Here is a 12,287-nt window from a genome sequence, read left to right on the forward strand (position 1 = left end):
GGTGGGGACGCGCGGCCCGGCTTTAAAGCGGGCCGGGCCGTCAGCGTCCCGGCTTGGCCGGGGCCGGCGTGGAGGCGCCCGGGGCCGGGATCGGCGCGGCGGGCATCCCGTCGCGCTTGTCCAGCGGCGTCATCACCGGCTTTTCCCAGCTGCCGGTGATGGTATAGCGGAAATAGCGCGAGCCGAGGGCGCGGTTGAGGCCGTGGCCGAGCAGCCCCTGCACCGCCAGGCCCGCGGCGGCGCCCACCGGGCCGGCCACCACCGCACCGACGATGGGCAGGCTGCTGCCCACGTGCGGCACCACCAGCAGCTGCTGGTCGTAGTCGCGCGCGCGCAGGCCGGTGCGGCCCTTGACGGTGATGTCGGCGGCGGGGCCGCGGATCTTCAGGTCGTCGGTCCAGGCGTTGCCGTTGCCCAGACGGAACTTGCCGGTGATGGCGTCGAAGGCCAGGCCCTTGCCGAACACGTCGCCGAAATCCAGCGTCATGCGGCGCGGCAGCTCGCCGATGGAAATCAGGCCGAACAGCCGCCCCACCCCGGGCGCCACCTCGAGGATGCGCCCGTTGCTGACGTCGATGTCGAGCGTGCCGTCCATGCCGGCCAGGTCCAGCGACGAGGGCGCGCCCGGCCAGCTGGCGTCGAGGCGCACGCGGGTCTTGCCGCCCTCGAACACACCCTGGAAGCCGAGCGCGTCGAACATGCGGCCGAGGCTGTCGGCGGCGAAGTCCATGCGCAAATGGGTATGGCTGTTGGCGGCGGTGCCGTTCCAGTCGCCGGTGGCGTTGATCTGCACCTGCCGCGAGAGCGCGCGCAACTGGTCGAGGTGCATGCCCTCGGCGGTGGGCCAGGTCTCCACGCGCGCCTCGCCCAGCTTGGCCTCGCCGAAGCGCAGGTCCGCCACCCACAGGTGGAACGGCGGCAGCTCCGAGGGCGTGATGCCGGTGGCCGCCGGATCGGCCGGCGGCGTGCCGGGCGCGGCGCCCGTGCTCGCGGCGGCCGGCACCGCGCCGGTTTTGTCCTTGGCGGGCGTGCCGCCCTTGTCTTTGGCCGCCGTGGCGGACGATGCGGCCGCGTCGTCGCGCGGCCAGTACAGCCGCTGCAGGCGGGCGGTGACGCCGCGCCGGCGCAGGTCCTGCGCGGGCACGTCGAAGTGGCCGGCCAGTGCCGGGCTGTCCGCGTCGATGGCGAGCACGTCGGTCTTGGGCACGACCTGCATGCGCAGGTCGGGGAAGTCGCGGTTGAACACCTGCGCCTGGGCCGCGCGCACGTCCACGCTCTCCAGCCCCGGGCCGCTGCCGGAGGAGGCGCCGGCCACCGCCTGCTGCACCCAGCCGCTCACGTCCATGCGCGCCGCCTCGCCGCGGATGCGCAGCCCCTTCTCCGGCAAGGCATCGGGCGGCCGGGTGCCGAAGGCCAGCGTGCCGGCCAGCGGCTTGCCGTCGTCGGTGGGCAGGCGCAGGCGCCCCTGCAGCACCTGGCCGAGCGAGAGCTGCAGCGCACTGCCGCTCACCGGCAGGCCGAAACTCAGGCGCAGCGGCAGCGTCGCTGCCGCCGGCTTGGCCAGCGGCACCGGCAGGTTGAGCGCGGTGCCGGCGAGGTCGGATTCGACCGAGAGCGTCTGCGTCCAGTCCTGGCCGCTGCCGGCGCGAGCGATGTCGAAGCCGAAGGTGAAGGCGCTGCGCCCGCTGGAGAGCGGCTTGAGCCAATCCAGTTCGGGCACGTTCTCGATCACCTCCGGCACGCTGTAGCTGCCGGCCAGCCGCGCGGACAGCATGGTGTCCGGCCGGCCGGTGGCGTCGGCGATGTCCATGGTCAGGCTGGAAGGCTGGCCGTGGAAGCCGGCCTGGAGCGGCCCGATGTGCACCCCGCGCGCGGTGAACTGCAGCGGGCCGTCGAGCTTGTCCAGCTTGAGCCGCCATGCCGGCGCGTCGAGGTCGGCCTGCTTGAGCTGGGCGTGGCCTTCGAGCGCCAGCGCGTTCATGTCCGCCACCGGCAGCGAGAGGTGGAAGTCGAAATGGCCGCTGCCGCCGAGCCGGAGCTTGTCGAGCACGTCCGCCTGGCGGCTGGCGATCGGGCTCTTGCGCACGAAGTCGAGCAGGCTGGCGCCGCTGCCGCTGCCCTGCACGCCGAGGTCGAGCACGGTGTGGGCGAAATCCGGGATCGCCGCCGTCGCATGCTCCACGCGGTTGCCCAGCGACTGCCCCGCCGTAGCCTCCACCTGCATGCCGTTGTCGACGAAGTAGGCCACCGCGCCGACGCCGTCGGCGCGCGGCCAGTCCTTGCCGTACTGGAGGCTCAGGTCCTTCAGTTCCGCGCGCGCCTCGAAGCGCCCCTCGTTGTGCCGGAACGGCCAGTCGTTGAGGCTGCCGCGCACCAGCACGTCGCCGGCCGTGACCTGGCCGGCGACCAGGGCCTGGTCGAGCCAATTCACCGCCGCGGCCGACATCGAGTCCACCGGCCAGAACAGCTTGGCCGCGGTCACGTCGGCATGGTCCAGGTGCGCGTAGAGGTCGAGGAACGGCCGCCCGCCCGCGTCGGGCAAGGCGACCTCGCCGCGGGCTTCGCCGCCGTAGCCCTCGCCCTCGAATGCCAGCGCATCGGTGCCCAGGTGCCAGGCGCCGTCGTCGGCGTCGTGCCAGGCGGCAAGCTCGCCACCCAGCCGGCTGAGCGCGAACGGCTTGCGGAAGGTATGCGGCATGGACAACACGGTGGACTGCCCGGGCAGCGACAGCGACAGCGCCTCGCCATCGCCGCGCAGCTCGCCGCGCAGGCCGGCGAGCCCGGGCAGCTTGCCCACCGCGTCGATGCCCAGGCTGCTGAAATCGAAGCCGGCCTGCTCCAGGCCGGCGCCGCGGCTCCATTGCAGGCTGCCCTGCTCCAGCACGCCGTGCGGATGCCCGCCACCCAGCCATTGCGCCAGCGCCGGCGGCAGCCCCGGCTTGAGCGCCAGCCAGCCCAGCAGCGGCGAAAGCTGCAACTGCCGCACGGCGAGGTCGACGCGCATCTGCGCCGTGCCCGGCCGCTGCAGCACGAAGGCCGCAGCGCCGCCGTCGTCGTCCAGCCAGCGCGCGTCGTAGCCGTCGGCGGTCCGCTGCAGGGCGGCCACGCCGTGCACGCCGGGCACCGCGACCGTGGCCGAGGGGCTCTTCACTTCCAGCGCCGACAGGTCCGCCTGCAGCGTGGCGCGCACCACCTGCGCGTGGCGCCAGTCCAGCCACACGGCGAGGTTGCCGCGGCCGCCGCGGGCGCTGTAGCCATCCAGTTCGACGTCGCCGAGCAGGCCGTGCAGGTCCATCGCGTCGCCGGCCAGCCACAGCCGCCCGGCGCTGCCGTCCTCCTGGAAGCTGCCGGCGCCGTGCCACACGCCGCTGGCGCCCTCGCGGCGCAGCACCGCACCCACGCGGATGCGCCGGCCCTGGTGGCTCAGGCGCAGCTGGTCGACGCGCAGGCTGTAGTGGTGGCCGGCGCCCTCGTCGTCCACTTCCAGTTGCAGGTCGTCCAGCCGCAGGCCGACCGAGAGCGAGCCCAACGAGAGGTTCTGCCGCTCGCCGCCGCCCTCGACCCGGCCGATGCCGTCGATGTGCCAGCGCGCCTCGCGGTCGCGGCGCAGGTCCAGCCGCAGCCCCTGCACGCGCAGGTTGATGAGGTGCCGCGAGGGCAGCAGCCAGCCGCCGAGGTCGAACTGCAGTTCGGTCTGCGGCAGGCGCAGCGCGCTGCCGCCGGCGGGGCCGGCGCCGATCACCACCTCGCGCATCACGAACAGCGGGCCGGACGGGCGCCAGCGCCCTTCCATCGTGGTGAAGCTCACCGGCCGCTGGATGCGCGCGCCGAGCTGCGCGGCCACCCATTGCGGATGGCGCGCCACCAGCGGTAGCAAGAGCTGCGCCAGCGCCACCAGCACGGCAAACACCACCAGCGTCACGCCGAGCGTCCAGCCGAGCGCGACCATCAGGCGACGCAGGGACGGTCGCCGCCACGGCATCACCACGGGCCGTCCAGCGCGCCCGCGTTACAGCAGCACCACATCGAACTGTTCCTGCGAATAATGCTCTTCGGCCTGGAAGCGTATGCTTTTGGAGATGAACTCTTCCAGTTCGGCCACGGCGGTGGACTCCTCCTCCAGGATGCGTCCGACCACTTTCGGGCTGGCCATCACCAGCAGCTTCTCCGCATTGAACTGGCGCACCGCGCGGGTGATCTCGCGGAAGATCTCGTAGGTCACCGTCTCGGCCGTCTTCAGCGTGCCGCGGCCCGAGCAGGCCGGGCACGGCTCGCACAGCTGGCGCTCCAGGCTCTCGGTGGTGCGCTTGCGCGTCATCTCCACCAGGCCCAACTGGGACATGGGGTACACCGTGGTCTTGGCGTGGTCGCGCAGCAGGCCCTTCTCCAGCATGCGAATCACCTGGCGGCGGTGCTCCTCGTCGGTCATGTCGATGAAGTCGATGATCACGATGCCGCCGAGGTTGCGCAGCCGCAGCTGCCGCGCCGCCGCCTGCGCCGCCTCCAGGTTGGTGCGGTAGACGGTTTCCTCCAGGTTGCGCGAGCCCAGGTAGCCGCCGGTGTTGACGTCGATGGTGGTCATCGCCTCGGTCTGGTCGACGATGAGGTAGCCGCCGGATTTCAGCGGCACTTCCTTCTTCAGCGCGCGCTGGATCTCGTCCTCGGCGCCGTAGAGGTCGAAGATGGGGCGCTCGCCGGCGTAGTGCTCCACGCGATCGTCCAGGTTCGGCATGAACTTGTGCACGAACTTGACCACCTTCTCGAACACCTCGTAGGAGTCCACCCGCACCTTCTCGATGTCCTCGTTGAGCATGTCGCGCAGGCTGCGCAGCGGCAGCGAGAGTTCCTCGTACACGCGCTCGCCCACCTTGGCCTTGGCGATGTTCTCCTGCACCACGCGCCATACCTTGCCGAGGTAGGTCACGTCGAAGGCCAGCGACTCGGCCGACTGCCCCTCCGCGTTGGTGCGCACGATGTAGCCCAGCGGGTTCTCGCCGATCAGCGCGCCCAGCACCTCCTTCAGCCGCGCGCGCTCGGCCTCCTCGTCGATGCGCGCGGAGATGCCCAGCGTCTTCGCGTGCGGCAGCAGCACCAGGTAGCGCGAGGGAATCGACAGGTGGGTGGAAAGGCGCGCGCCCTTGGTGCCGATGGGGTCCTTCACCACCTGCACCACGATCTCCTGGCCCTCGTGCACCAGTTCGCTGATCGAGGGCGCGTGGCCGCCGACCGGCGGCTCCACGCCCTCGGCCAGCGGCGGGCGCACGATGTCGGAGGCGTGCAGGAAGGCCGCGCGCTCCAGGCCGATGTCCACGAACACCGCCTGCATGCCCGGCATCACCCGCTGCACGCGGCCCTTGTAGACGTTGCCGACGTAGCCGCGGCGCGAGGCGCGCTCCACGTGCACTTCCTGCAGCATGCCGTTCTCGACGACGCCGACCCGGGTCTCGCGCGGGGTCACATTGATCAGGATCTCTTCGCTCACCGGCGTTCCCTAAGTTAGGCAATCTTTATAGCGGCTGGGCGCGCGGACTGTCGATGCGCGGCGCACAGCGGCACGGCGCCGGATCCGGCCCAAGCCGTTCTGCCGCAAGGGTTCCGCGCGTGCCCCGCGCGGGCGGGCGATCGCTTAAAGTGTGCGCATGAATGCCACGCCCACCCTGCTCGCCTGGAGCGGCGGCAAGGACTGCCTGATGGCGCTGGCGCGGCTGCGCGCCGACCCGCGCTGGCACGTCGCCGGCCTGCTCACCACCGTCAACCGCACCCATGCGCGCATCGCCATGCACGGTATTCGCCGCGACGTGCTCGAAGCCCAGGCCGCCGCGCTCGGCCTGCCGCTGCTGGAGGTCGAACTGGAGTGGCCCGGCAGCAACGACGCCTACGAGGCCGCCCACGCCGCCGCGCTGGCCCGGGCGCAGCGGCGCTGGCCGGGCCTGTGCCACTGTGCCTTCGGCGACCTGTTCCTGGAGGACGTGCGCGCCTACCGCGAGCGCCAGCTCGCCCGCGAAGGTTGGGAGGGCGTGTACCCGCTGTGGGGCGAGGACACCGCCGCGCTGGCGCGCCGCTTCGTCGCCGAGGGCCACCGCGCGGTGCTGTGCTGCGTGGACACCGAGCAGCTCGACGCCGCCTTCAGTGGCCGCGCGTTCGACGCCGCGCTGCTCGACGCCCTGCCTGCCGGCGTCGACCCCTGCGGCGAGCGCGGCGAGTTCCACACGCTGAGCCATGCCGGGCCGCTGTTCCGCACGCCGCTCGCCCTGCGCCGCGGCGAATCGGTGCTGCGCGAGGGCCGTTTCCAGTACACCGATTTCCTGCTCGACGATGCCGCCTGAAGCCGCGACACCGATCCTCCCCGACGTGCTGCAACCGGGCCTGGCGCTGGTGTTCTGCGGCACCGCGGCCGGCAAACGCTCCGCCGCCGAGGGCGCCTACTACGCCCACCCCGGCAACCTGTTCTGGCGCGCGCTGGCCGAGACCGGCCTCACCCCGCGCCGCTTCGCGCCCGCCGAATACCCGCTGCTGCCCGGCCTGGGCATCGGCCTCACCGACGTCGCCAAGCGCCACAGCGGCAACGACGACGAGCTGCCGCGCGATGCTTTCGACGCTCCCGCGCTGCAGGCCAAGATCGCGCGCCATGCCCCGCGCCTGCTCGCCTTCACCAGCAAGAACGCCGCCCGCGCCGCGCTGGGCCGCGCGGTCCACTACGGCCTGCAGGCCGAGCGCCTGGGTGCGACGCAGTTGTTCGTGCTGCCTTCGCCGTCCGGGCAGGCGCGCGGGCGCTGGGACCTCGCGCCGTGGCAGCGCCTGGCGGCGCTTTACCGGCACGAGCGCGGACCCACGCCGGGCGGCTGAATACGCCGCCTCCGATCAGCACGCCCCGCCGGCGCAACAGGGCGCGCGCACGCCGGCCGGTGCGGCTGGCCTCGCATCGTCGGCATCGCCGGCGGCAGCGACCGATTCCACCACCGGCGTGGCAGTCGCCTCGGTCGTCGCGTCCGCCGCCAGCGCGTGCGCCGCAGCCGCCTCCTTGCGCTCGCTGTAGCGATCGACTAGGTAGTCACGGCGGTCGCGCAGCAGCAGGGTGAACTTGACCAGCTCCTCCATCACGTCCACCACGCGGTCGTAGAAGGGCGAGGGCTTCATGCGCCCGTCCTCGCCGAACTCCTGCCACGCCTTGGCCACCGAGGACTGGTTGGGGATCGTCACCATGCGCATCCAGCGCCCGAGCACGCGCAGCGTGTTGACCACGTTGAAGGACTGCGAGCCGCCGCAGACCTGCATCACCGCCAGCGTGCGGCCCTGGGTGGGGCGCACGCTGCCGTCCTCCAGCGGCAGCCAGTCGATCTGGTTCTTGAACACGCCGGTCACCGCGCCGTGCCGCTCCGGGCTCACCCACACCTGCCCTTCGGACCACCGCGACAGCGCGCGCAGCTCCTGCACCTTCGGATGGCTGGCCGGCACGCTGTCGAGCAGCGGCAGGCCGTGCGGATCGAACACCCGCGTCTCGGCGCCCAGCCGGCGCAGGATGCGCTCGGCCTCCAGCGCCAGCTTGCGGCTGAAGGACGGCGGCCGCAGCGAACCGTACAGCAGCAGGATGCGCGGCGGATGGCCGCCGCTCGCAGGGCGCTCCAGCCTGGCGAGGCTGGGCGCGTCCAGCAGGTCGGCGGCGAGATTGGGCAGGTCGGGGTGGGGCATGGCGAATCCCGTTGCGGCGGTCGAATAATTCGACCATTATGGAAATATGGAAGTCAACCATCGGACATCGCCCATGCCTCCCTGCCGCATCCTCTTCGTCTGCACCGGCAATTCGGCCCGCAGCATCCTTTCCGAGGCCACGCTCAACCATCTCGGCCACGGCCGCTTCGAGGCCCACAGCGCCGGCAGCCGCCCCACCGGCCGGGTGAACCCCCACGCGCTGGCGACGCTGGCGGCCGCGGGCATCCCCACCGAAGGCCTGTCGAGCAAGTCCTGGGACCGCTTCACCGAAGGCAGCGGGACACCGCTGGACATCGTCGTCACCGTCTGCGACAGCGCCGCCAGCGAACCGTGCCCGGTGCTGTTCGGCGACTTCGTGCGCAGCCACTGGGGCCTGCCTGACCCGGCGGCCGCGACCGGCGACGCGGCGGCGATCGACGCCACGTTCCGGCAGGCCCACGCGCTGATCACGCGCCGCCTGCAGGCGCTGCTGGCGCTGCCGGTCGAGCGCATGCCGAAGGACGCCTTGCGGCGCGCGCTGGACGAGATCGGCACCCTCGGCGCCGGCGACAACGACGCGAAGCCGGCATGAGCGCGGCGACGGCGCCCCGCATCGGCTTCGTCGAGCGCTACCTCAGCGCCTGGGCGGCGCTGTGCATCGTGGCCGGCGCAGGGCTCGGCTATCTGCTGCCGGACGGCTTCGCCAGGCTCGGCCGGATGGAGGTCGCCAAGGTCAACCTGCCGGTGGCCGCGCTGATCTGGCTGATGATCGTGCCGATGCTGCTCCGGATCGACTTCGCCGCGCTCGCCGGCGTGCGGCGCCAGTGGCGGGGCATCGGCATCACGCTGTTCGTCAATTGGGCGGTCAAGCCGTTCTCGATGGCCCTGCTCGGCTGGCTGTTCGTCCGCCACCTGTTCGCCGCCTGGCTGCCCGCCGGGGAGCTCGACGCCTACGTGGCCGGGCTGGTGTTGCTGGCCGCCGCACCGTGCACGGCGATGGTGTTCGTGTGGAGCCGCCTCTGCGGCGGCGAGCCGGCCTTCACGCTGAGCCAGGTCGCGCTCAACGACGCGATCATGGTGGTGGCCTTCGCGCCCATCGTGGGCCTGCTGCTGGGGCTCTCGGCGATCACCGTGCCGTGGGCCACGCTGCTGCTGTCGGTGGGGCTCTACATCGTGGCGCCGGTGCTCGCCAGCGCGGTCCTGCGCCGCGCGGTGCTCGCGCACGGCGGCCCGCTGGCGCTCCGGCGGCTGCTCGACCGGCTGGGCCCGGTGTCGCTGGCCGCCCTGCTGCTGACCCTGGTGCTGCTGTTCGGCTTCCAGGGCCGTCAGCTCGTGGCGCAGCCGCTGGTGATCGCGCTGCTGGCGGTACCGATCCTGATCCAGGTCTACTTCACCTCCGGCCTGGCCTACCTGCTCAACCGCGCTGCCGGCGTGCCCCATGCGGTGGCCGCGCCCTCGGCGCTGATCGGCGCCAGCAACTTCTTCGAGCTGGCGGTTGCCACCGCGGTGGGCCTGTTCGGCGTGCACTCGGGCGCCGCCCTGACCACCGTGGTGGGCGTGCTGATCGAGGTGCCGGTGATGCTGTCGGTCGTGCGCCTCGCCGTCGCCAGCCGGGGCTGGTACGAGGCCGGCGCGGCCCGGACGGGCGGGCGCGGCGACCTCGTACACTGACGCCGCCACTCTCCAGGGCCCATCGCATGCAGACCAAGCAAGCCATCGCCATCCTCGCCGCGCTCGCCCAGGAATCCCGGCTGGCCGTGTACCGCCTGCTGATCGAGCACGCGCCCGACGGCCTGGCCGCCAGTGCGATCGCCGAGCGCCTCGGGCTGGCCAATGCCACGCTCTCCTTCCACCTGAAGGAGCTGCAGCACGCCGGGCTCATCGTCGGCCGCCAGCAGGGACGCTTCATCTACTACGCGCCGGTGCTGGACACGATGGACGCGCTGGTCGGCTTCCTCACCGAGAACTGCTGCGGCGGCAGCGGCGCATCGTGCGCCACGCCCCGGGCCTGTGCGCCGGCAACGCAGCGCGCTTCGACCAAGACCCGGGCCGCCGAGCCTGCGCCGCGAACGAGGCGCGCTGCGCGCGCGATCGAGCGCTGAGCCCGCGGACGCCAATGAAAAGGCCGCGCGATGCGCGGCCTTCCCGTCATCGGAAACGCCGCCGCTTCAGAGCGGCACGCCGTGGTACTTCGCGACCTGCGCCGGCGACACCGCCGAGGCGCGGTTGCCCCAGCTGCGGCGGATGTAGGTGGCGAGCGCGGCGATCTCGCGGTCGGTGAGGCGCTGGCCGAACGGCGGCATCGAGTACGGGCGCGGGTTGCCGTCGGTGGAGGGCGCCACGGCGCCGGCCTGGATGATGCGGATCACGTTCATGCTGTTGCCGGCGGTGACCGAGCCGTTGCCGGCCAGCGGCGGATAGGCCAGGCCCGAGCCCTCGCCGTTGGGCTGGTGGCAGTCGGCGCACTCCTTGCGGTAGAGCGCCTCGCCCTCGGCCATCAGCTGCTCGGTCTCGGCCGCGTTCACCGCGATGCTCACCAGCTCCGGCGGCTCCTTCGTGGGCACGGTCTTGACGTAGGTGGCGATCGCCTTGGCGTCCGTCGCGGTCAGGTATTGCAGGCTGTGGAACACGGCGTCGGCCATCGGGCCGTAGGCCGCGCCCTTGGGCGAGACGCCGGTGCGCAGCAGCGCGGCGATGTCCTCCACGCTCCACTGCGCCAGGCCCTCCTGGTTGAGCGCCGGGCCGTACCAGCCCTGGCCCACCACTTCGCCGCCGGAGAGGTAGCGCGAGGCCGGCAGCGAGGCCAGCGGGCCGCGGCCCGAGTGGCACATGTTGCAGTGGCCGAGGCCGTCCACCAGATATTTGCCGCGGTTCCACTCCGCCCCCTGCGACGGGTCGGGCCGGAATTCGGCGGGTCGGAAATACAGCATACGCCAGCCCAGCACCGCGAAGCGCATGTTGAAGGGGAACGGCATGCGGTTCTGCGAATTCGGCTGCGAGGACGCCGGCCGCGACATCAGGTAGGCGAAGATGGCGTCGCTGTCCTCGCGGCTCAGGTTGGTGAAGTTGGTGAACGGGAAGGCCGGGTACAGGAAACCGCGCGGGGACACGCCGTAGTGCATCACGCGCCAGAAGTCGTCGGCAGTCCAGCTGCCGATACCGTTGTTCTTGTCGGGCGTGATGTTGGTGGAATACAGCGTGCCGAACGGCGTGACGAACTCCAGGCCGCCGGCGTAGAGGTCGCCGCGCGGCACCGTGTGGCAGGCCACGCAGTCGCCGGCCAGCGCGAGATAGCGCCCGCGCGCGATCAGCGCCGGATCCTTGAGGTTGACCGGGCTGCCCGACCCCACCCGCGAGGCGATGAGGGTCGGCAGGCCGCCCTGGCGCACGAACAGCCACGCCGCGACGATGAGGCCCGCCAGCACGATCGCCAGCAAAGGCCACAGCCAGTAACGCTTCGATGACTTGCTCATGCGCGCCCCTTAGAGCCTGTTCATGACCTCCCAGTACCCCGCGCCGGGAGCTGTTTGCGCGCAGGGCAAGGAAGAACGAAGGAGTGGACGTCCGTCCACGACTGAGTGATGACGCCGCCCTGCGGGCAAGCAGACCCGGCCCTGCGGGTTGCTTCGCTGTGGCCGCCAGGTGGTGGTACGTCGCGCCGGGCAGGCTGGCTGCCTGGCCAAGCGGCGCGCTGCCGCCTGGCGGCCACAGCGAAGCAACGCGGGGCACTGGGAGGCCATGAACAGGCTCTTACTGCTGCATGCTGCCGCAGACCAGCGGCAGCTTCTGGGTGGCGGAAGCCGGCTCGGCCTGGAGCGTGTCGCTGCCCGGACGCGAAGCGATCCAGATGCCCACGGCCTCGATGTCGGCGGTGCTCAACCGGTCCACCACCTCGTGCATGCAGTCCGGCGCCACCGCCTGGCGCGCGCCGTTCTTCCAGCCGCCGAGCTGCGCGGTGAGGTAGCTGCGCGACATGCCGACCAGTCGCGGGATGGCCGGGTCGCGGCCTTCCAGCCGGGTACCGTGGCAGGCCGCGCAGGCCGGCACGCCGAGCTGCGCGTCGCCCTGCTCCACCAGCGCCTGGCCGCGCTGCAGCACCGCGGGCGCGATGCCCTCGGTGGAGGCCGGCGGCTCGTAGTGCGGCGCCTGCCTGGCGTAGTAGTCGGCCACCTCGCGCATGTAGGCGTCGTCCATGAAGCGCACCAGGTAGACCATCTGCGTGTAGCGCCGCTGGCCGTCCTTGAAGGCCTTGAGCTGGTGGTAGAGGTAATCCGCCGATTTGCCTGACAGGCGCGGATAGAACTGGTTGTAGGCCACGCCCTCGCCGTGCACGCCATGGCAGGCCGCGCAGCCCATCAGGCGCTGCTCCATGGTGTCGGGCACCTCGGCCGCCACGGCCTTGCCGCCGGCGCCGAAGACGCCCAGGATGGCGACGATCAGCCAGGCGGCCCAGGACTCCGGCCGGCCGGGACGACGTGTAGGGGATGCAGCGCGCGCAGCGTGGGGAAGCTGGGTCGTTTCCATGCGGCTCCATTCGGAAAGCAAGGCCTCGGGAGGCGAGGCGTGGCACCACGGACAACAACGCTTGCCGCAACATC

The 12,287-nt window shown here is 72.1% G+C and carries 10 protein-coding genes; 5 read left to right on the plus strand and 5 right to left on the minus strand.

Features of this window, described 5'->3' with window-relative positions; translation table 11 throughout:
- Positions 1–40: 40 nt before the first annotated feature.
- Positions 41–3,982, minus strand: a complete 3,942-nt coding sequence (locus tag ACH65_RS06610) for a YhdP family protein (RefSeq protein ID WP_049621862.1) — start codon at positions 3,980–3,982, stop codon at positions 41–43.
- A gap of 27 nt (positions 3,983–4,009) precedes the next feature.
- Positions 4,010–5,482: a ribonuclease G gene (rng, locus tag ACH65_RS06615; protein WP_049621790.1), complete on the minus strand. Its 1,473-nt coding sequence runs from the start codon at positions 5,480–5,482 to the stop codon at positions 4,010–4,012.
- Between the two features lie 157 nt (positions 5,483–5,639).
- Here rng and ACH65_RS06620 point away from each other — a divergent pair, with 157 nt between their 5' ends.
- Entirely contained in the window at positions 5,640–6,326 is a 687-nt protein-coding gene (locus ACH65_RS06620) for a Dph6-related ATP pyrophosphatase (protein ID WP_049621791.1), read from the plus strand.
- Positions 6,316–6,846, plus strand: coding sequence for a mismatch-specific DNA-glycosylase (locus ACH65_RS06625; protein ID WP_049621792.1), 531 nt, complete (start codon positions 6,316–6,318; stop codon positions 6,844–6,846). The genes ACH65_RS06620 and ACH65_RS06625 overlap by 11 nt, the downstream gene beginning before the upstream one ends.
- Positions 6,847–6,861: 15 nt before the next feature.
- Here ACH65_RS06625 and arsH read toward each other — a convergent pair whose 3' ends face one another.
- Positions 6,862–7,689, minus strand: a complete 828-nt coding sequence (gene arsH / locus ACH65_RS06630; RefSeq protein WP_049621793.1) for an arsenical resistance protein ArsH — start codon at positions 7,687–7,689, stop codon at positions 6,862–6,864.
- A 73-nt stretch (positions 7,690–7,762) separates the two neighbouring features.
- Here arsH and ACH65_RS06635 point away from each other — a divergent pair, with 73 nt between their 5' ends.
- Genes ACH65_RS06635 through ACH65_RS06645 form a run of 3 tightly spaced genes read left to right on the plus strand, consistent with a single transcriptional unit; the run spans position 7,763 to position 9,791 of the window.
- Complete coding sequence (locus ACH65_RS06635) at positions 7,763–8,281, plus strand: arsenate reductase ArsC (protein ID WP_049621794.1); 519 nt, start codon at positions 7,763–7,765, stop codon at positions 8,279–8,281.
- Complete coding sequence (arsB, locus tag ACH65_RS06640) at positions 8,278–9,360, plus strand: ACR3 family arsenite efflux transporter (RefSeq protein WP_049621795.1); 1,083 nt, start codon at positions 8,278–8,280, stop codon at positions 9,358–9,360. The genes ACH65_RS06635 and arsB overlap by 4 nt, the downstream gene beginning before the upstream one ends.
- Positions 9,361–9,386: 26 nt before the next feature.
- Positions 9,387–9,791, plus strand: a complete 405-nt coding sequence (locus ACH65_RS06645) for an ArsR/SmtB family transcription factor (RefSeq protein WP_049621796.1) — start codon at positions 9,387–9,389, stop codon at positions 9,789–9,791.
- 66 nt (positions 9,792–9,857) lie between these two features.
- Here the strand turns inward: ACH65_RS06645 and ACH65_RS06650 are convergent, their stop codons facing one another.
- Entirely contained in the window at positions 9,858–11,162 is a 1,305-nt protein-coding gene (locus ACH65_RS06650) for a c-type cytochrome (protein ID WP_064504827.1), read from the minus strand.
- Between the two features lie 277 nt (positions 11,163–11,439).
- Positions 11,440–12,213 (minus strand): c-type cytochrome, encoded by a 774-nt coding sequence (locus ACH65_RS06655; protein WP_202594155.1) that lies wholly within the window; start codon positions 12,211–12,213, stop codon positions 11,440–11,442.
- Between the last annotated feature and the right edge of the window lie 74 nt (positions 12,214–12,287).

It is taken from the genome of Frateuria defendens (assembly GCF_001182895.1).
GTDB classification, from domain to species: Bacteria; Pseudomonadota; Gammaproteobacteria; order Xanthomonadales; family Rhodanobacteraceae; genus Frateuria_B; species Frateuria_B defendens.

Coding starts and splice junctions, on each gene's coding strand:
- ACH65_RS06610 (WP_049621862.1), bottom strand. CDS start 3,982: ATGCCGTGGCGGCGACCGTCCCTGCGTCGCCTGATGGTCGCGCTCGGC.
- ACH65_RS06620 (WP_049621791.1), top strand. CDS start 5,640: ATGAATGCCACGCCCACCCTGCTCGCCTGGAGCGGCGGCAAGGACTGC.
- ACH65_RS06625 (WP_049621792.1), top strand. CDS start 6,316: ATGCCGCCTGAAGCCGCGACACCGATCCTCCCCGACGTGCTGCAACCG.
- arsH (WP_049621793.1), bottom strand. CDS start 7,689: ATGCCCCACCCCGACCTGCCCAATCTCGCCGCCGACCTGCTGGACGCG.
- ACH65_RS06635 (WP_049621794.1), top strand. CDS start 7,763: ATGCCTCCCTGCCGCATCCTCTTCGTCTGCACCGGCAATTCGGCCCGC.
- arsB (WP_049621795.1), top strand. CDS start 8,278: ATGAGCGCGGCGACGGCGCCCCGCATCGGCTTCGTCGAGCGCTACCTC.
- ACH65_RS06645 (WP_049621796.1), top strand. CDS start 9,387: ATGCAGACCAAGCAAGCCATCGCCATCCTCGCCGCGCTCGCCCAGGAA.
- ACH65_RS06650 (WP_064504827.1), bottom strand. CDS start 11,162: ATGAGCAAGTCATCGAAGCGTTACTGGCTGTGGCCTTTGCTGGCGATC.
- ACH65_RS06655 (WP_202594155.1), bottom strand. CDS start 12,213: ATGGAAACGACCCAGCTTCCCCACGCTGCGCGCGCTGCATCCCCTACA.